Raw genomic sequence first — 19,295 nt, forward strand, 5'->3', positions numbered from 1 at the left:
CGCGCGCCCGTCGCGGGCGCGGCGGGCATCCCGCCGGGCGTGTCGGGCCTCCCCGCGGAAGTGGACCGCCGCCGTCACCGCGGCGCACAGGGCGACGGCGGCTGCGGTGGCGCCCGCGGCGAGTGAAATCCGGAATTCGACGGGTGCGTAGTACACCGCCGCCGCCACGACGGCCGCGGACGCGATAACGCAGGCCGACAATGTCGCGTACGGCGGTTTCGGTCGGCGAACAGGGTCTTCGCCGGACTCGTTCGCCGCCGCATTCAACAACTCTGACAAGTTCAGTACTTCCGCACTCGCGCTCACCGCCGGGAAATGGCATCGTTGCCCCCCCTCTGCGTGCCCCATACCCCAAATACGCAGACCGACAAGCATTTTCGAAACTTCGCGGCCCGAGCATAGCGGCAGGGGCGGTGCGGCGCCACTCGGATGGATTACGGGAGGCGCGCGGTAGGAGCGGAAATTCGCGCTGCCGTGCCGATGCTCGGATTGCGCTGGCGACGTCCGAAAATCGCGTTGCGGCAGTGCGGCCGGTGCGGAATTGCCGAATTATCGTTTGCCTGGAATTCACCGACGGCGGCCTGCGCTCGTGCGGGCAGCCGTAATACCGACGTGATATCGGAAAATCAGATCATCGGCGCGCTCGGCGGCCGCATCGGCGAGTGGCGTACGGCGCGAGTGCGCCGAGGAATCCGCGGTGTGGCCGGCCCGCCGGGCTTGCCGAGCCGGGGGCCGAAACCGAGCCGCTGTCGTTCGATCAGAGTTGTGCGGTCTGCTCGCACGGAGGCAGGCCGTCGGCCTCGCGCAGTACTTCGGCGACCGACTCCAGGTACAGCAGCGTGCGCAGCGACACGCCGTTCACGGCCTGCCCGAGGCGGCGCAGGGCCGAATTGTCCAGGTGCGCGATCACTTCGGCGTCGTCGTCCCGATCGGGCCCGGGATCGAAGACGAAGTAGTTGGGGTCGAGCCCGAACACATGGGCCAGCCCGGCGCGAGCCTGCTCGGGCAGCGTGGTGAGCTGTCCGCGCCGGACGCTCGCGAGGTAACCTGGCTCCAGGTCGTACCCGGCTGCGGTCACCCACATCTCGACCGTATCGTCGGCGAGCGGGCGTCCGTGCGCGCGCTCCCACATCTCGAACGCTAGGTTCAGCCGGGCAGTGATATCGATGTCCACGACCGCCTCCACCTTCTGGGATATTTGCCTCTTGACGGGTCAAACATTCACTCGACCGTAGCGTGGGAGCAGTCGATCGCCGTGATTTCACGGCAAATGTCCGGTTGCATAGGGGAGGGAACAGACTCGATCCCCGATTTACGGGGACTACGGCCTCGAGGAGATGGGTGTGCGACTGAGTTCCGAGGAGGCGCGCAAACGATTCGCGACCAGTCCGGTCGCGCGGTTGGCGACTATTTCGGCGCAGGCGCGCCCGCATTTGGTGCCCATCGTGTTCGTCGTGGCGGGCGAGGTGATCTACACCAGCGTGGACGCGAAGCCGAAGACGACCACCGCGCTGCGCAGGCTGGCGAATATCGCGGCGAACCCGGCGGTCACCGTGCTCGTCGACCGCTACGGTGACGACTGGACCCAGCTGTGGTGGTCCCGCGCCGACGGAGACGCCCGCATCGCGGAGGGCGCCGAGGCGGAAGCGGCGATCCGCCGATTGACCGCGCGCTATCCCCAGTACGAACGACAGCCGCCCCCGGGGCCGGTGATCGCCATCGATGTGGCGCGCTGGTCGGGCTGGTCCGCGCGCTGAGTGGGCCGCGCCGGTTCGGGTAGAGTCCGATTCACCGCCTCCCGCCGCGAGGCGGTGAGCCGGACCGAATCTCGACCCGATCGTGAGGATCGCATGCCCCCGAATTTCGCGCTGAAGACTATGAATACAGTGCATCGCGCCCTGCTGAAGGTCAGTTTCGGGAAGCTGGGCAACGAGTTCGGCGGCATGCCGTCGCTCGAACTCACCACTACCGGCCGCAAATCCGGTCGGCCGCACGCGGTGATGCTCACGGCCCCGGTCGTCGACGGCGACACCTACGTCGTCGTCGCCTCCCGTGGCGGCGACCCCGTGCACCCGGCGTGGTTCTTGAACTTGCGCGACAATCCGGACGTCGTCGTATCGGTGCGCAGCGGTCCGAAGGTGCCCATGACGGCTCGGGTGGCTACGGCGGAGGAACGGGCCGCGCTGTGGCCCCGCGTCACCTCCGCGGCGAAGAACTACGCCGACTATCAGACGAAGACCACACGTGAGATTCCGCTGGTTTTGCTGACGCCGAAGGGGTGAGCCCGCCGCCGGGTGACGGTCGGTCCCGGTAGTCGCGCAGCACCAGGCCGAGGCATCCGGCCGCCGCCAGCGCGCCCGTGCCGAGCATCGCCGGATAGCCGAGGCCGTAGGCGTCGTGCAGGAACGACAGCAGCGCCGGAGTGCCGAAGCCGAGGTAACTGGCCGAATAGAACACCGCGGTCAACCCGGCGAGATCGTCGGGGCGGGCGATGCGCTCGATCTCTTGGAGCCCGGCCACCAGACCGATGCCGTAGCCTGCCCCGAGCGCCACGGCGGCGGCCAGCGTCGCCCACAGGGTCAGCAGGTCGGAAGCCGCCGCCGCGAGGATCATCCCGACCGTGACCGAGCTCAGCGCCACTACGGCCGCCCGCGCGGTGCCGGTCCGGTCGATCCGCCGCGCGACGGACTGGATCGCGAATCCGCAGCCCAGCGTGATGACACACAGCGCGGCGGAGAACGCGATCGGCGCCGCGGCTACTTGCGGTGCCATCAGCGTGGGCAGTACCGCGTACGCGGTCGCGCCGGAAGTGAACAGCCACAAGGCGACCGGAATCGCCACCATGCGGAAGCGGCGGTGCTCGGCCGCAGGAATCCGCAGGTCATCACGGAGCCGGCGCGGATCGCGGCGGTACGGGACGGTTTCCGGCGCACGCCTGACCCACACGGCGGCGATCAAGCACAGGCCCACGTTGATCAGGTACGCCGAGGAGTTCGGCCACGGCGCCCATTGCGCGAGCACGCCGGCGCAGCAAGCGCCCACGGCGAAGCCGCCGGTGAGGCTCATCGCGGAGCGGCGCGCGCCCGTGCCCGCGGGCAGCCGCGGACCGTGGGGCGGTTGCGCCAGCTCTTTGAGCCAGCTGCCGCCGACCGCCATCGCCAGCCCGAGCGCGACACCGCACAGCACCCGCCCCGCCGACAGCATCGGTACCGACCCCGACCCGAAGGCGAGCAGTAGCGATCCGGTCGCGGCGATAAGCGGCGCGGGCCGTAGCAGGGCGCGGCGGCCGTGGCGATCCGACAGCGGACCGCCGATCAGCAGCGCGGGCACGATGCCGAGCACGTAGTAGAACAGCAGCAGATCGACGGTCGTGGCCGCCAGGCCGTCGCTCTTGTACATCACCAGCAGTGGCGTGAATTCGTTTCCGCCCCAGGCGATCGCGAACATCGCGGCCGCGACGCCGTGCCACCGTCCGGAGACGACCGATGCGCGGGGTGCTGTGCCGGTGAGTGTGGCCATCACCGGCCGCGGAGTTGTAGTTGGTGCACGCCGGACAGATGCTCGACCAGCGCGTCGGCGAACCCGTCGATGTCCGCTGCGGCGACCAGATCGGCCAGCCGCGCGTGCTGCTCGATGATCCGGGTGATGTCGACCGGGCCGCGGCGCAGGGCGACGCTGTTCATCCGGCGCTGGCGCTCGCGCAGCGAGTCGTAGAACCCCGACAGCAGCGGATTGCCACCGGCCAGGACATAGGTGCGGTGGAAGTCGGTGTCCGCCACGGCGAATCCGTCGAGGTCGGCCGCTGCGGCCAGGTCGCGCTGCCGTTCGATCGAGGAACGCAATGCCTCGATCAGCATGCCGGTGTCGTTCGCGGTAGCGCTGCGGACGGCCGCGGTCTCCACCACGTACCTGGCATGCGCGACATGCTCGGCCTCGTCGGGCGGGATCGGCACCACGAGCGCGCCGCGCTTGGGGTAGAGCTTCATCCAGCCCTCGGTCTCCAGCCGCAGGAACGCCTCCCGCACCGGCGTGCGGGAGGTGCCCAGATCGGCGGCGATCTCGCCCTCGCTGATCAACTCGCCCCCGGCCAGCGCGCCGGAGAGGATCCGCTCCTTCACTGCGCGATAGGCCTGCTCAGCCGATGAATACGTCTTAGACACAAGTTGTATCCTACAGATGTGGTTTCGCGGCGGGTTTGCGGGGTGTGGGGGCGACCGGCATTCCGCGGGAGGCGGCACCCAACCGTGTGCCGAAGCACCGCGGGTATCCGGAGCGCCGGTCCGTCTCAACCCGACGCACCGCTCCGTATCCGCGCCGACGTGGTGCGATGCCGACGCGCGAAATCACGAGGCGGCGACCGTACTCGCGGTACCAGGGCACGCCGCCGCGCGGCGCTGGTGGCCGATGCCCGGCGGCGGCCCCGGCGTTCGGGCGATCATCAGCGGCATCACGGCGCGCGTCCGTGCTGCCGCCTCGCCGAACCCGCCTGCCGTGAGTTCTCCGGCGGGCGAGCGCTGCGGCCGGGCCCGGCTACGAGGCGCCGACCGAATGGGGGTCTGTCATCCGGCAGATCGTTGAACCGGACGCGGATGGGGGCGCGCCTGCTCGAGCTGCGCGGCGATCGGGAGGATCGTCGTCTCGCCGTTCGTGGGGCCGACCAGCTGAACCGACAAGGGAAGCCCGTCGTCGCCGACACCGGCGGGCACGGAGGCGGCGGGGTGGCCGGTGACGTTCCAGATGGCGGTGTAGGCGACCATCGGAACGGAGGCGAGCTGAGCGCGCACCGTGTTCGCCCCGTCGAGCACACCGAGTAGCGGCGGGCGGATCGCGATGGTGGGCGTCAGCAGCAGATCGCACTCGGTGAAGATGCGATCGGCCTTGCGCGCCACCGCCTCGCCGCGCCGGATCGCCCATTCGACGACCGGCCTGCGCGCCCAGGCGCCGAGTGTGAGGGTCTGCCTGGTGCGGTGTTCGAGCAGTTCCGGGTGATCCACCTCCGGCAATTCGGCGCGCACGCCGCCGAAGAACTGCGGGTAGAAGGCGTGCGTGGAATCCGGGTAAGCGGGGTCGATCTCCATCACGGTATGGCCGAGCTCGGCGAGCAGCCTCGCGGTGTCGCGGACGGCGCGGACATGCTGTGGATCGAGTTTGACCAGAGGGATGGGTGATTTCGTGCTGTAGCCGATGCGCAGCGGCCGGGCCGGTCCGCGCGCGGCCGCCTCGAACGAGGTCGCCGGATCCGGCGCCCGGAACCGGTCGGTGGGGCTGCTGCCGCGGATGACGTCGTAGACGACGGCGGAGTCCAGCACACCTCGGGTCAGCGGCCCGGCGACCCCCAGCGCCCACCACAGATGCTCGTTCGGGGCGATCGGCACGCGCCCGCGTTGCGGTTTGAGGCCGAACAATCCGCAGCACGCCGCCGGGATCCGGATCGACCCGCCGCCGTCGCCGCCGAGCGCGACCGGCACCAGACCGGCCGCCACCGCGGCGGCGGACCCGCCGCTCGAACCCCCGGCCGAGCGGCGCGGGTCCCACGGGTTGTGGACCAGGCCGAAGGTGCTGGACTCGGTGAACGGCCACTGCCCGAATTCCGGCATCGCGGTCTTGCCGACGATGATCGCCCCGGCCGCGCGCAGCCTGCGCACCGCTTCGGCGTCGGCCACGGCGGGCGTGGAGTTGGCTCTGGTACCGAAGGTGGTCACCACGCCGGCGACGTCGAATTCGTCCTTCACCGCGACCGGCACCCCGTGCAAGGGACCGACCGTGGCGCCCGCCGCGCGCTCGCGATCCCGCTCGACGGCCTCGGCCCTGGCCTCGTCCCGCAGGACGTGGGTGAAGGCGCCGAGGTCGGCGGCGGCATCGATACCGTCGAGCGTCGCCTCGATCAACTGTTCCGCGGTGAGCGCGCGCTGCACCAGCAGCTCGCGCTGTTCGAGCACCCCCGACGAGACGACCTCCTGGAGATCCATCCGCTACCGCTCCTTCCGGGCTCGCGCCGCGCGGCCGTCGCCGATGCCGACATTCCCGACTCATGCAGTCGAACGACCATTCTGCAATGGATATCGCCTGGCGAGCCGGTTCGGTTCCATGGGCGTGTCAGGACGTCGCCGGACCTTCCACCGCGGCGGGGCGGGCGCGCTCGAGTTCGGCGTGGTTGCGTGAGTAGGTGAAGTAGACGATCAGGCCGACGAAGAGCCAGATCACGAAACGCGCCCAGGTCTCCCAGGGCAGCGACCAGATCAGGTACACCGAGAACCCGATGCCGATCAGCGGCACGACCGGCATGAACGGCAGGCGGAACTCGCGCGGCTCGTCGGGGCGGGTGCGCCGCAGCACGATCACCGCGACGGACACCACGATGAACGCCATCAGGATGCCGATATTGGTCAGTTCGGCGACCACGGTGATGTCCAGTAACCCGGCCATCAGCGCCGATCCGATGCCGACGATCCAGGTCACCCGGGTGGGCACCTTCCGGACCGGATGGGTCTTGGCGAACCACTCCGGCAACAGCCCGTCGCGGCTCATGGCGAACCAGACGCGGGTGACTCCGAGCATGAAGGTGAGCACCACGGTGACGATGCCGACGATGGCGCCGACCGCGATGATGTTCGCGACGCCCGGTTGCCCGACCGACTCGAAGGCGGTGGAGAATCCGCTGGTCGGACTGATCTCGGTGTATTTCTGCATGCCGGTCAGCACCAGGGTGGCCAGCACGTAGAGCGTCATGGCGATGGCCAGCGAATAGATGATCGCCTTCGGCAGGTGCTTCTTGCCGTCGGTGGACTCCTCGGCGGCGGTGCTCATCGCGTCGTAGCCGAACACGGCGAAGAACACGGTGGCCGCGCCCGTCCACACCGCGCCGGTGCCGAACGGGAAGTAGGGGGTGTAGTTCGAGCTGTCGATATGGAACACGCCGAGCACGATGATCAGCACGACGAGGGCTACCTTGATGCCGACGGCGACGGTCTCGAACCGGCCGACGCTGCGGATGCCGCGCGAGAGCAGCCAGGCGGTGCCGAGGCAGAACAGCATGGCGAACACGTCGACGACATGGCCGTCGCCGGTGCCCGCGGCGCCCATCATCCAATCCGGCAGTGTGATGTCGACCTGCTCCAGCAGGAATTTGAAGTACCCGGACACACCGATGGCCACCACCGCCGCGACCGCGACGTATTCCAGCAGCAGGTCCCAGCCGATGAACCAGCCCGCGATCTCGCCGAGCGACACGTATCCGTAGGTGTAGGCGGATCCGGCTTTGGGCACCATCCCGGCGAATTCGGCATAGCACAGCGCGGCGGCGGCGCTCGCCACACCCGCGATGAGGAACGAGATCAACACCGAAGGTCCGGTGACCGAGTGCGCGACCGCGCCCGCCAAGGTGAAGATGCCCGCGCCGATGATGCCGCCGACACCGATCGCGGTGAGCTGCCACAGACCAAGCGACCGTGACAGCTGCTCGTCCGCGGGAGCGCCTTCGTCCTCGACCGCACCGAGCGGTTTCCGGCGCGTCATCTGGATGCGTAACCGCGCGAGGGACATATCGGTCCTTTCGTCCACTGCGTGCTCACCTCAATACGACCACAGGGAGGTGGGATCGGTCAGCGGAAGAAAATAAAGTTCGCTCTCCCGCTCAGCGGTCGCGGCCGAAGGAACGCAAGAAGAAGGCGATGTTGGCCGGGCGCTCGGCCAACCTGCGCATGAAGTAGCCGTACCACTGGTCGCCGTAGGGCACGTAGACGCGCAGCGAATGGCCCGCTCCGACCAGGCGTCGCTGTTCGGCGTCGCGGATGCCGTGCAGCATCTGGAACTCGAAATCGCCGGATTTCCGGCCGCTTTCGCGCACGTGGCCCAGCGCCGCACCGATCAGCGCAGGGTCGTGCGTGGCCACCATCGGATAGCCCTTGCCCTCCATCAGGATCCGCAGGCAACGCAGGTAGGACTCGTCCACCGCGGAGCGGCTCTGGTAGGCCACCGCCGCGGGTTCGCGATAGGCGCCCTTGCACAACCGGATCCGCGCGCCCGGACCGGCGAAGGTCCGGCAGTCCTCCTCGGTGCGTTTGAGATAGGCCTGCAAGACCGTGCCGAGCCAGGGGAAGTCCAGCCGCAGCTCGCGCACGATCGCCAGCGTCGATTCGGTGGTGGTGTGGTCTTCGGCGTCCACGGTCACCCAGACCCCGGCCGCCTTCGCCGCCGTGCAGATCTCGTAGGCGTGCTCGCGCGCGATGGCGTATCCGTTCTGCGGAAGCCGCTGGCCGAGCGCGGAGAGCTTGAGCGATACCTCCAGCCGGGGCACCGGCGCCTCGTCCACGGCCCGCAGGTCGGCCAGCGCCGACAGCAGCCGCAGGTAGTGCGCGACGGTTCCGCGGGCGCGGTCGAGATCGGTGGTGTCCTCGCCGAGGTAGTCGACGCTCACGAACCGGCCGGAGCCGAGCAGCGCCGAGGACACGGCGACCGCGTCGCGCTCGGTCTCGCCCGCGACGAAACGGTCGACCATCTTCTTGGTGGCCGGCATGCGGGTGATCGCGCGCTCCACGCGCGGGGAACGGGAGGCCGCCAGCACGGCGGGCCGCAGCAGTCCGGAGAAGGCCATCACAACTCCTGGTGCGGGTAGCGGTGGTCGGTCGCGGGGACGAAGGTTTCCTTGATCGTGCGAGCGGAGGTCCAGCGCAGCAGGTTCTGTGCCGAGCCTGCCTTGTCGTTGGTGCCGGACGCGCGCGACCCGCCGAACGGCTGTTGGCCGACGACCGCGCCGGTCGGTTTGTCGTTGATGTAGAAGTTGCCCGCCGCGAAGCGCAACCGCTCGAGCGCGGTGCCGATCGCCGCGCGATCCTGGGCGATGATCGCGCCGGTCAAGCCGTAGGGCGAGCCGCGATCGATCCGGTCGAGCGTGGACTCGAACGAGCCGCGGACCGAATCGTCGTAGACGTGCACGGCCAGGATCGGGCCGAAGTACTCGGTGCGGAACGCCTCGTCGGCCGGGTCGTCGCCGAGCAGGACGGTCGGCTCGACGAAGTAGCCGACGCTGTCGTCGGCGTGGCCGCCCGTGGCGATGGTCAGGCCGGGGGTCGCCTTGGCGCGCGCCAGGGCGTCGGTGTTCCGGACGAAGGCGCGCCGATCGATGAGCGCTCCGCCGAAGTGGCCGAAGTCGGTGACGTCGCCGTAGCCGAGCGCGGCCACTCGGTCGATGAACTCGCGGCCCATCCGATCCCACAGCGATCGGGGGAGAAAAGCGCGTGAGGCGGCCGAGCACTTCTGGCCTTGGTAGTCGAACGCGCCGCGGATCAGGGCCGTGCTCAGCACCTCGGGATCGGCGGAGCTGTGCGCCACCACGAAGTCCTTGCCGCCGGTCTCGCCGACCAGGCGCGGATAGGAGTCGTAGCGGTCGAGATTCGCCGCGACGGTGCGCCAGAGGTGCCGGAAGGTCGCGGTGGACCCGGTGAAGTGGATGCCCGCGAGCCGGTGATCGGCCAGCGCCACCTCCGACACCTCGGGTCCCGCGCCGTGCACCATATTGATCACGCCGGGTGGCAGTCCCGCCGCCTCCAGCAGCCGCATCGTCCAGTACGCGGCTACCGATTGGGTGACGGCGGGCTTCCACACCACGGTGTTGCCCATCAGCGCGGGCGCGGTGGGCAGGTTGCCCGCGATGGCGGAGAAGTTGAACGGCGTGATCGCGTAGACGAAGCCCTCGAGCGGCCGGTAGTCCACCCGATTCCACACCCCCGGCGCCGAGATCGGCTGGTCCGCCAGGATCCGGCTCGCGAAGTGTACGTTGAACCGCCAGAAGTCGACCAGTTCGCAGGGGGTGTCGATCTCGGCCTGGTAAGCCGTCTTGGACTGACCCAACATCGTTGCGGCGGAGATGGTTTCGCGCCACGGCCCGGCCAGTAGGTCGGCGGCGCGCAGGAAGATCGCGGCGCGCTCGGCGAAGGACAGCGCGCGCCAGTCCGGCGCCGCCGCATCGGCCGCCGCGATGGCGTCGCGGACTTCACCCGGTCCGGCCGTGGTGAGCGTGCCGAGGACGGCGGCGTGCCGGTGCGGCTGCACCACCGTGACGCGCTCACCCGAACCGCGGCGATGCGCACCGCCGATGACGTGGGCGACGTCGGTCGGGGTCGCGGCGAGTTCGGCCAGCTTCACCCGTAGGCGCTCACGTTCCGCCGTGCCCGGCGCGAAGCTGCCCACCGGCTCGTTGACCGGCGGGGGCGGGGACACGACGGCATCCATGAGACCTCCTACTATCAGGTGAATTTCCGGTAATGTGAAGTCAACACCGGAAAACTGCCCGGAGAATGAGCCAACCAGACAAAGATGGGGCAAGTGCGTTGTCGAGTTGGCCGAAGGACGGGAACGTGGCCGGGGAAGGTGATCAGGTCGCCGCGGATATCGACCTGTTCGCGCTGGCGCAGATGATCGCGGACAACGCGGGCGGAATGGTGTCGATCGAGGACCCGCGGTCGCATGTGCTCGCGTACTCGGCCTCCGACGAGAACGCCGACGAATTGCGGGTGCGATCGATCCTCGGCCGTGAGGGGCCGCGGGAGTATCTGACCCTGCTGCGGCGCTGGGGGGTGTTCGATCGTCTGCGCGACACCGACGAGGTCGTCGACGTGCCCGCGCACGAGGAGCTGAACATCAAGCGCCGATTGGTGATCGGCATCCGGCGTCCCACGGACGGGCACACGCGCGGTGCTCGGGTGCTCGGCGCGATCTGGCTGCAAGAGGGCGGCCGGCCGTTCAAGCCGGACGCGGCCGAAATCCTGCGCGGCGCGGCGGCCCTCGCGGGACGCCTGATCTCCCGCAGTCTCGACACGCCCACCACCGAGGCGCTGCTGATCCGGCGGCTGTTCGGTGCGAGCGGGCCCGTGATCGACGCCGCGGCCGTGGTGAACGCGCTGAGCCTGCCGACCACCGGCCCGGCGGCGGTGATCGGGTTCGCGCTCATGGCGGGGGAGGGGGCGACCGGCGCCGAGCCGGCGGCGGTGGGCGGCGTTCTGCGCCTGCGCGCCAGCTCTTTCCGCGGTGACTCGGTGACCACCACGATCGGTGATCGCGTCTACGTACTGCTGCCCGGCTACCGTTCCGCGCAGGCGGTGACGGCTTGGACACGGCAGTTGATCGAGCAGCTCGAAGCCAAGCGCGCGCTGTCGCTGCGGGCCGCGATCGCCTGTCCGGTCAGCGATCTCGGCCGGGTGGCCGACGCGCGCGCGGAGGTAGATCGGGTCCTGGACCGCACCGACGCGGCATCGCCGGGAAGCCGGGTGACCACCCTCGCCGAGGCGCGGACCGCTGTGCTGCTCGGCGAGACCCTCGATCTCGTCGGCGCACGGACGGAACTGCACGATCCGCGGCTGCACGCGCTGTTGGACTACGACCGCAAGCATTCCGCGAGCCTGCGCGACAGTGTCGAGACCTATCTGCGCGAACACGGCGACGTGCGCGACGCCGCCGCGGCACTGCGCGTGCATCCGAACACGCTGCGCTACCGGCTTCGCCGGGTCGAGGACATTCTCGGCATGAACCTCGACGACCCGGCCGACCGGCTGCTGTTGCAGATCCAGCTCGCCCTGCATCGCCGCCCGCGCCCGCCCGAGGCGCGGGGGTGACGGCGGTGGCGCTACCCCGGTCACGCTCGCCGAACGGGTACCGGTGCGGTGCCCGGCCGCGCTTCGGACCTGCGTAGACGTGCCCCGGAAGGCGAACCGGCGGCTGACCGGCCCGCTGCGCGATACGCCTGCCGAAGGGGTCCGCGCGGCCTACAGTTGAGCGCGGGAACCCGGGTCACGGCCCCGGGGAGGCGTCCGGTTCGGATCGCGCCGGACACCCTCCGGGTCCCCGTCACGGAGGACGAGATGACGACGCGACGTCAGACGCTCGAGGTGGGTTCGCGGTTCGGGCCGTATCGCCTGGATCGCCTGATCGGTCGTGGCGGCATGGGGGAGGTATTCGAGGCCTACGACACCGTCAAGGACCGCACCATCGCCTTGAAGGTGCTGCCCGAGCGGCTGCACGACGACCCGGTGTTCCGGGAACGGTTCCGGCGCGAATCGCACGTCGCGGCGCGGTTGCAGGAACCGCACATCATCCCGATCCACGACTACGGCGAGATCGACGGCAGGCTCTACATCGACATGCGCCTGGTCGGCGGCGACAGCCTGCGCGCGCTGCTGACCGAGCGGGCGCCGCTGGATCCGGAGCGGGCGGTCGCGATCGTCCGGCAGGTCGCCGCGGCGCTGGACGCCGCGCACGCCGACGGCTTGGTGCACCGGGACATCAAGCCGGACAACATCCTGCTCACCCCGGATGGCTTCGCCTACCTGGTGGACTTCGGGATCGCCCAGTCGGCCACCGGGGAGAGTCTCACCAGCGACGGATCGGCGATCGGATCGTTCCACTACATGGCGCCGGAGCGGTTCCACTCCCGCGTGGTCACCCCCGCCGCCGACATCTATGCCCTGACCTGCGTGCTCTACGAGTGCCTGACCGGTTCGCGGCCGTATCCGAAGGACACCGACGCGCAGATCATCTCGGCGCACCTGTTCGAACCGCCGCCGCGGCCGCACTCGTGCCGTCCCGGACTGCCCGCCCGGCTGGACGCGGTGGTCGCGCGCGGGATGGCCAAGGACCCGCAGGCGAGGTACGCCACCGCGGGTGAACTCGGGGCGGCCGCGCAGGCGGCGGTGGCCGAAGCCCCCACGCAGGCGACTTCCGCGGCGGGTGGCGCGGTGACCGATGCGGGTCCACCACCGGACCGGTCGGGCGCGACGGCCGCGCCACCGGAGCCGGGCGGCGACAACGGCGAGCGACCACGCCGCCGCGGCGTACTGCGCGTGCTCGCCCTGCTGTGCGTCGTCCTGCTCGCCGCCACCCTCGGCTTCTTCGGCTGGGAGGCGACCCGGCCGAACACCGGCATCGCCGTTCCCGACGCGAGCGCTCCGAACGGCCCGGACGTCGAATTGCTGTCGCTGGTGGGCCCGCCGGGCTACAAACGCGCCAACTGCGTGCACGAAGACCCCGACCCGCCCACCGCCGCCGTCGTCTTCTGCACCGCGAATCCGGCCGCGAGCGATCCCGCGGCGCGATTCCTGCGATTCCGCAACGTCGACCAATTGCGCGGTTACACCTCAGCATTGCTGACGGGCCTGCAAGGACGCAACTGCCCCGGCGACCCGCCGGGGACGGACGGACCGATGCTGCGCGACGGCGCGGAAGTCGGCCGCAAGTCGTGTTTCCTGAGCAAGGTGGACGATCCGACCGCGCCACGGCCCGCGCTGCTGGTCACGGACGAGCGGGCGCTGGCGGCCGCGGTGTACATCTGGGAGCCTGCTGAGCAGCAGTACCGCGACTATGTGGCCGCACGCAACGGTTTCTCGTTCCGCACCGCCGATCTCGCCCGCGATCCGGACTATTTCACGCAGGCCGATCGCGCTGTGCTGAACCATCTGGCCGGTGATTTCGGCCCGGCCAACTGCCGCCACTCCGACCCGCCGCCCGGTCCGGTGGACGCGGTGCTGGCCTGCGGCACCAAGATCGGATTCCCGTCCGCGGAGTTCTACGGGTTCCCCGACCAGGAGTCCGCGATGTACCTGTACGAGGCCAACCGCGGGCAGTTCTCGGGACATGTGTGCGGTCGCGGCGACATGGGCGACGACGTCTGGCGGCAGAACGGCAACGTCCTCGGCCGCTTCTTCTGCTATCCGAACACCGATCCCGCGCTCGGCCCGAGCTGCCTGTTCCTGATCCACCAGAAGTTCGGCATCGCCGGGCATTTCTGCGCGCTGCGCGCCGATCACCCGGACCAGGGACCGAAGAGCGAGGCCGAGCTGACGGCGTGGTTCCACCGGTACTTCGGTTAGCGCCTCGGCCACCGGCGCCGGTCCAGCTGCGGCGCGGTTGCGCTCTTCCTGTAGACAATAAATACGGACGACCGTATAGTTTGTGCATGGATAGTGGCTGGATGATGGACCTGGCGACGGAACTCGCCGCCGTCAAGAGCAGGCAGGACGTCCCTGCGGCGTTGCGGCTCATGCACGACGGGATGGTGTTGGAAGCGCCGGCGTTCGGGACGGTGGCGCGTGGGCTGGAGGCGAACGAGTTCGCGCTGCGGGCCTTCTTCGCGTCGTTTCCGGACTATGACGTCGAGCTGAGCGGGCACGCGGCAGAAGGGGAGACGCTGGTCTGCTGGGGAACGGCGCGAATGACCCTGACCGGCAACCGATTCGGGGTAGAGCCGAATGGCCGGCGGGCCCAACTGCCGGTGTTCCTCCGCTTCGCGTTCGCGGACGGGCTGATCGCGGGGGAGTACTTCCACTTCGATCTGTCGGAGCTGTGCGCCCAATCGGGTGTATCCACCGACGCGGTACGGCAGAAGCTGTTCGGCGGGAGATGATCATGGACGCACGGGTCAGGGATGTCGCGGGGATCGAGACCAGGCAGCTGTTCGACATCGTGGTGGATCTCGCGCCGCCGCTGAACATCGGGAAGGGACGGGTGTTGTTCGGCGCGGCTGGTGGGTCGTTCGAAGGGCCGAAGCTGCGCGGCGTGGTGCTGCCGGGCGGCGGCGACTGGGCGTTGTTCCGGCAGGACGGGAGCATGATGCTCGACGTCCGGCTCACCTTGCGGACCGACGACGACGCCCTGGTGCAATTGACCTACGGTGGGCGGTGGACCATCCCCGAGGAGATGCGCGACCGAATGGGCGATCCGGCCACGCGGCACCTCGTCGATCCCGGGAGCTACTACTTCCGCACGACGCCGGTGTTCGAAACCGGTGCGCGAAAGTATCTGTGGCTCAACGACGTCGTCTGCGTCGGATCGGGGTATCCGGTCGAGGGCGGCATCGCCTACCGAGTCTTCGAGGTCGTCTGACATCGAAACCTGCCGTCTACGTCAACCACGACGGCACACGCGCGTTGACGATGTGACGTCGCAGCGAACGCCCTCTCGGGAAAATTGATCAGCCCGGGCACGCGGCGGCGGGAGCCGCCGCATGCGGGCGTACGTCGCCTGGGTCAGCGCTGCCAGTTGCTGTCGGGACCGGGCTGTTGCTGCCAATGGGCGGCGGGCGCGCCGAGGGCGGGCTGCTGAGGGTCGGGAGCGGACTGCTGGGGCCACTGCGCGGCAGGCTGCTGGTACTGGGCCGGGCCCATGGTCTCGGCGTTGGCGCGGGCGAGAAGATCGGGGACCTGCGGGCCGGCGACCGGTGAGGATGCGCCGCACCAGGTGCATTCCAGGGAGTGCTTGGTGCTGAGCGGGAAGAGCGGGATGAAGAAGAGCGTGAACTTGGTGACGAGTTTGCGCAGCGCGTGTGCGGCGGGATTGCCGCAGCGGCCGCAGACCAAGGTGATCATGGCGAGCGTGTGAATACGCTTCTGCCAGCCCCAGATGAGCATGTGAAACCCCCAGAAGTAGAGAATCCGATGTCGGTCACAGTAGTAGATCGACCGGGCGGCGGCTTCAGGTGCGGATCAGAACCGCAGTTCGCGGACGGTATCGAGGTCGATACCGTGCCGAGCGTAGATCTTGATCGTGTTCTCGCCGGTGAGATCGGCTTCGGCGTAGCCGAGCAGCTCGGCGATCCGGATCACGTCTTCCTGCGTCGCGGCTTCGATCTCCAGATATGGAGGAATCCCCGGCCAGGTGTCGATCTCGAGTTGTGCGCCGTCGAGTTCGAAACTGATCCGCTTCGTTTCCTGGTAGGACTTCGCGGTGAAGCCCAACAGCTCGAGCAGGGCGTTGGCGTCGGTGAAGTCGTCGACGCCGACTTCGACCTCGTGGGTGCCGTCGATGGCGTCGCTGGTGATCTGCTTGACGGCGAGAGTAACCCCGTTCCCGTTGTCACGCAGCCTGATCCACTTCGACCGATCGCCCGGCGTGATGTCGTAGACGTAGCGGCGCATGAATCGCTCGCCGAGCTTGCGGCCCCCCTTGTCCACGATCAGTCGTTCGACAGCACCGGGGTCGATATCGAGAATCTTGGCTTCGTGCTCGATGGGCACCGCTGGCTCCTGTCAGGTTGTCCGGCCGGTTTCGTTCGAGTGTGCCCGGCAACGGTTGCACATCCAGGCGCTCGCGGACGCGCCGCGGCCGGTACCCGGTCCGACCGAGCGCGACGAGTTCGGCATTGATGTCGACTCCGATCGCGCCGAAGACTCGCGGCGGAAGGTGTCGCTGTTTCACGCCGTTGGTGGCGTTGGTTCGAGCCGGGTCGACCCAGTTCCTGGGTCACGTTGTCGCGCACGACGATCCAGATGCCTGCATTGCCGAAGAAAATCTCTCCGAAACCAGGAACCGATCAGCGGGGGCTGCCGTCTAAGCCTGTGACAGAACAGTTTCGAGGCTATGCAACCCGTTCACAGCTCAGAAATAGGGGGGACGTCATGAACCTTGTCAGGTCCAGGCCGGCAGTCCGATTCAGTCGAACACTACTGTTCGCAGTGGTGTCGACGATCGTGTTGGTCACGAGCGTGCTGGCCGCCGCTGCCGCGCACGCTTCGTTTCAGCAGTGCACCAACTACAGAGTCACGACCCAGTGGGGCAGAGTCGAAGTCGACACCAGACCCGCGGGTGGAGACCCCATCGGGGGTGTCGCATGGGCCATGTTCCTCAACAACATCTCCGACATCCCCGGCAGATACGACTACCAGATCCTGGTCAACGGCAAGCCCGTCGAACAGGACTCGAAGATGAAGGACGACAACTTCCACATGACGATCCCCCGGTATCAGAGGGGACGTCACGTTTACGAGGAAGGAGACGAAATCCAGGTGATCGCCTCACACGCCGCGGGCAAGAATCTCTACGTGACCCCCATCAACCGTTGCACCATCCCCTATGCGGGAAGATAAGGGCGTGGATCAGGAGATTTCAAGAGCCGGCGCCGACCTGCTGGCGGCCGACATCGAGTCGGCTCTCGGCTTCGAGGTACACATCGATGAAACGATCCCCGAGCATCGGCGCGGGATGTCTTTTGCACCGGCCTGGTGGATCGAGTTCAGCGTCCCGGCATTGAACGTCTTCGTCGGCACCAGCCCCGGCGAGTTCACGCCCAGCGGTGTGGCATGCGAACTCGCCTGGCATATCCACGACGACGTCCTGTCCCGCAGCGGGAGGATCTGGCCCGCCGACCCTGCGGGTGGGGACCAGCCGTTGCTGCCCACCCTTGACGGATGGTGCGGACAGGGCGGCTCGATACCGTTCGGGCAGGTCGAGGCAGCGAAGGATCCCGATCCGGACCTCGACGGTGTGGTCCGGTGGTGGCTGCCCCGCCATTCCGACGGGCTCATTGCCAGCCACTCCGGCGACGTGTGGTTCTGCCTGTGGGAGTACAAAGGCGACGAACAACTCATCACCCCGGGCATGCCGGTGACATGGTCCATCGGCGAAGGCGGACACGGAAAGTACCGCAAGGCAAGCGAAGTCCGGCCAGCTCAGCCGTAGTTTCTTGGTGCAAAGCCGCGCGGCCGAGGGTGTCTCGTGAACGTACCCGCCGCAGCCGGTCCGGGTGCGCCTGGACGCGCTGCCGCTCCGCGATCCGGAGATGCCCCCGCACGCGAACGCCGCCTGGCGATCGACTTGGCGATTCTGCAGCAGCAATTGGACAGTCCGCAGATGTGGGCAGCGGCGGCTCGGCTCATGACGCTGTATGCGAAGACATTTCCGGGTTCCGACGGCACCAAGGCAGGGCGGCGCGAAATGCGATGGATGCGCTACCGCCCGAGAAGCATTCACTCACGCTGCGGATGCTGATGGACGAGATCGCCGGATCCAACGATGGCGCGGCTGGTGTGGCCCCCGGTCGACTCGAGTCGTTCGTGAGTAGGTCGATGGCGTGATGTCGCCGTGTAGGCGTCAGCGCGGGCCGGGAACGTCGAGCAGTATCCGCAGCAAGTCTTCCGGGGCGTCTCGCATCAGGTTGTGCCCGCCGTCGACCGCGTGGGTCGTCCACCCGGCGTCGTCCCGCAAGCGCTGGTAGATACCGGTGAAGGGCGAGGGGGCTTCCCATCCGGTGGCGTAGACATAGTCCCTGCTCCGGATATGGGTGAGATCCCCGGTGAGCGTGAGTGGTTGGAGGACCGACGCGAGTGGGTGCGGTGTGGCTCGCGCATCGAAGAAGGGCAGCGGGCGTACGGCGTCACCGGTGTCGACCACGTCCAGGTACCACCGCCGCTCTTGATCCGAGACCAGTGTGAAGCAGGAGTCACCTGATTGCGGAACCACGGCATCGATGTAGACCAGTGCGGCGACCCGGCTCGCCGCGCGGTCGGCGGCGCCGGTGATCACCATGCCGCCGTAACTGTGGCCGACCAGAACGGCGTCGGTGATGTTCTCGGCCGACAGCAGTGCGGTGACGTCTTGGATGTGGGTTTCCAGATTCACTCCGTGGCGCAGATGGACGCGCTCACCGACGCCGCTCAGGGTCAGCGGATACACGCGATGTCCCCGCGCCCGCAACTGCTCGGTGAGCTGCTCGAAGCACCAGCCGCCGTGGCACATGCCGGGGATCAGGACGAAAGTCGTCATTGTCGTTGTCCTTCTTGTTCGGGTCGCGAGTGGAGCGGGTGGCGGCGATCTCTTGGATCGAACCGATCATTACTATCCAGCACGCTAGCAGATGATCGAACCAGTCGTTACCATCTAGGTATGCCCGTGGCCAAAGGCTCGACGATCGACCCGGCGCGCACCCGCGCCACCATCCTCGAAGCGGCGGAACCGCTGCTGTACGAGCGTGGGCTCGACGGGGTCGGTGTGGCCGAATTGTGCGCGCGGCTCGGGGTGTCCAAGGAGACCTTGTATCGGCACTTCGGTACGAAAGACGGGCTTGTCCGAGCGATGCTCGAGGCACGCAGTGAAAAAGTCGGTGCGTGGCTGACGAACGCGGTCGAGGCGGTCGGCGACGACCCTGCCGCACAGTTGGCCGCGGTCTTCGACGCTTTGGGGGAGTGGTACGCGCAACCGGCCTTTCGCGGCTGCGCGATGGTGAACGCGGCAGCCCAGCACTATGACGAGCAGGTGCGGGCACTCACCGCGCGGCACCTGCATCGGTATCTCGACCTCTTCACCGATATCGCCGACCGTGCCGGAGCGAAGGATCCGGATGTGCTGGGTCGGCAATTGCTCATGCTGGTGGAGGGCGCGACCGTCGTCGCGACGATCCACGGCGCGGACGGGGTCGACGGACAGGCTCGCGCCGCGGCCGCGGCCTTGCTCGCCGCAGCCACCTGAGTGGCTTGTCGTTGCCGAGCGAGCCGCGTTCGGGTGACCGGGCTGGAGCCCGGTCGGCCGGGGTGCTG

General features: G+C 68.5%; 19 protein-coding genes. 9 read left to right on the top strand and 10 right to left on the bottom strand.

The window, feature by feature from the left end:
• Positions 1 to 757: 757 nt before the first annotated feature.
• Positions 758 to 1,174, bottom strand: a complete 417-nt coding sequence (locus tag ON29_RS12075) for a hypothetical protein (protein WP_157172754.1) — start codon at positions 1,172 to 1,174, stop codon at positions 758 to 760.
• 175 nt (positions 1,175 to 1,349) lie between these two features.
• Here ON29_RS12075 and ON29_RS12080 point away from each other — a divergent pair, with 175 nt between their 5' ends.
• Positions 1,350 to 1,757, top strand: a complete 408-nt coding sequence (locus ON29_RS12080) for a TIGR03668 family PPOX class F420-dependent oxidoreductase (protein WP_040866403.1) — start codon at positions 1,350 to 1,352, stop codon at positions 1,755 to 1,757.
• 93 nt (positions 1,758 to 1,850) lie between these two features.
• On the top strand, positions 1,851 to 2,282 hold the full coding sequence (locus tag ON29_RS12085; protein ID WP_040866404.1) for a nitroreductase family deazaflavin-dependent oxidoreductase: 432 nt from the start codon (positions 1,851 to 1,853) through the stop codon (positions 2,280 to 2,282).
• Here ON29_RS12085 and ON29_RS12090 read toward each other — a convergent pair.
• The 6 genes from ON29_RS12090 to pruA form a co-directional block, all read right to left on the bottom strand.
• Positions 2,197 to 3,519 (bottom strand): MFS transporter, encoded by a 1,323-nt coding sequence (locus tag ON29_RS12090; RefSeq protein WP_083863394.1) that lies wholly within the window; start codon positions 3,517 to 3,519, stop codon positions 2,197 to 2,199. The two genes, ON29_RS12085 and ON29_RS12090, sit on opposite strands and share 86 nt — an antisense overlap.
• Positions 3,519 to 4,160: a GntR family transcriptional regulator gene (locus tag ON29_RS12095; protein ID WP_040866326.1), complete on the bottom strand. Its 642-nt coding sequence runs from the start codon at positions 4,158 to 4,160 to the stop codon at positions 3,519 to 3,521. Before ON29_RS12095 ends, ON29_RS12090 begins: the two co-directional genes overlap by 1 nt.
• A gap of 399 nt (positions 4,161 to 4,559) precedes the next feature.
• Entirely contained in the window at positions 4,560 to 5,969 is a 1,410-nt protein-coding gene (locus tag ON29_RS12100; RefSeq protein WP_040866327.1) for an amidase, read from the bottom strand.
• 127 nt (positions 5,970 to 6,096) lie between these two features.
• On the bottom strand, positions 6,097 to 7,542 hold the full coding sequence (locus tag ON29_RS12105) for an amino acid permease (RefSeq protein WP_040866328.1): 1,446 nt from the start codon (positions 7,540 to 7,542) through the stop codon (positions 6,097 to 6,099).
• A gap of 91 nt (positions 7,543 to 7,633) precedes the next feature.
• Positions 7,634 to 8,593, bottom strand: a complete 960-nt coding sequence (locus ON29_RS12110) for a proline dehydrogenase family protein (protein ID WP_040866329.1) — start codon at positions 8,591 to 8,593, stop codon at positions 7,634 to 7,636.
• A complete protein-coding gene (gene pruA, locus ON29_RS12115) occupies positions 8,593 to 10,230 on the bottom strand; it encodes an L-glutamate gamma-semialdehyde dehydrogenase (RefSeq protein WP_040866330.1) in 1,638 nt (545 codons plus the stop codon). The genes ON29_RS12110 and pruA overlap by 1 nt, the downstream gene beginning before the upstream one ends.
• Before the next feature lie 125 nt (positions 10,231 to 10,355).
• Between pruA and ON29_RS12120 the strand changes: the two genes are divergently transcribed.
• The 4 genes from ON29_RS12120 (at position 10,356) to ON29_RS12135 (ending at position 14,871) form a co-directional block, all read left to right on the top strand.
• Positions 10,356 to 11,609, top strand: a complete 1,254-nt coding sequence (locus tag ON29_RS12120) for a PucR family transcriptional regulator (RefSeq protein ID WP_040866331.1) — start codon at positions 10,356 to 10,358, stop codon at positions 11,607 to 11,609.
• Positions 11,610 to 11,855: 246 nt separating this feature from the next.
• The gene (locus ON29_RS37465; RefSeq protein WP_085994871.1) at positions 11,856 to 13,859 is read left to right on the top strand and encodes a serine/threonine-protein kinase; all 2,004 of its coding nucleotides are present in this window, start codon (positions 11,856 to 11,858) and stop codon (positions 13,857 to 13,859) included.
• An 86-nt stretch (positions 13,860 to 13,945) separates the two neighbouring features.
• Entirely contained in the window at positions 13,946 to 14,392 is a 447-nt protein-coding gene (locus ON29_RS12130) for an ester cyclase (RefSeq protein WP_040866332.1), read from the top strand.
• A gap of 2 nt (positions 14,393 to 14,394) precedes the next feature.
• Entirely contained in the window at positions 14,395 to 14,871 is a 477-nt protein-coding gene (locus tag ON29_RS12135; protein ID WP_040866407.1) for a DUF3237 domain-containing protein, read from the top strand.
• 143 nt (positions 14,872 to 15,014) lie between these two features.
• Here ON29_RS12135 and ON29_RS36650 read toward each other — a convergent pair whose 3' ends face one another.
• Both ON29_RS36650 and ON29_RS12145 read right to left on the bottom strand, forming a co-directional pair.
• On the bottom strand, positions 15,015 to 15,395 hold the full coding sequence (locus ON29_RS36650; protein ID WP_063825301.1) for a zinc ribbon domain-containing protein: 381 nt from the start codon (positions 15,393 to 15,395) through the stop codon (positions 15,015 to 15,017).
• A 75-nt stretch (positions 15,396 to 15,470) separates the two neighbouring features.
• A complete protein-coding gene (locus tag ON29_RS12145) occupies positions 15,471 to 16,001 on the bottom strand; it encodes a class IV adenylate cyclase (RefSeq protein ID WP_040866333.1) in 531 nt (176 codons plus the stop codon).
• A 441-nt stretch (positions 16,002 to 16,442) separates the two neighbouring features.
• Here ON29_RS12145 and ON29_RS12150 point away from each other — a divergent pair, with 441 nt between their 5' ends.
• Together ON29_RS12150 and ON29_RS12155 are read left to right on the top strand one after the other, a co-directional pair.
• A complete protein-coding gene (locus ON29_RS12150; protein WP_157172755.1) occupies positions 16,443 to 16,850 on the top strand; it encodes a hypothetical protein in 408 nt (135 codons plus the stop codon).
• Positions 16,851 to 16,854: 4 nt separating this feature from the next.
• Positions 16,855 to 17,442, top strand: coding sequence for a hypothetical protein (locus ON29_RS12155; RefSeq protein ID WP_040866335.1), 588 nt, complete (start codon positions 16,855 to 16,857; stop codon positions 17,440 to 17,442).
• Between the two features lie 411 nt (positions 17,443 to 17,853).
• On the opposite strand, the gene ON29_RS12160 is transcribed toward ON29_RS12155, so the two are convergent.
• Entirely contained in the window at positions 17,854 to 18,525 is a 672-nt protein-coding gene (locus ON29_RS12160; RefSeq protein WP_040866336.1) for an alpha/beta fold hydrolase, read from the bottom strand.
• A gap of 120 nt (positions 18,526 to 18,645) precedes the next feature.
• Between ON29_RS12160 and ON29_RS12165 the strand changes: the two genes are divergently transcribed.
• Positions 18,646 to 19,227, top strand: coding sequence for a TetR/AcrR family transcriptional regulator (locus ON29_RS12165; protein ID WP_040866337.1), 582 nt, complete (start codon positions 18,646 to 18,648; stop codon positions 19,225 to 19,227).
• The last annotated feature ends 68 nt before the right edge of the window (positions 19,228 to 19,295 follow it).

Source organism: Nocardia exalbida NBRC 100660 (assembly GCF_000308575.1).
GTDB lineage: Bacteria > Actinomycetota > Actinomycetes > Mycobacteriales > Mycobacteriaceae > Nocardia > Nocardia exalbida.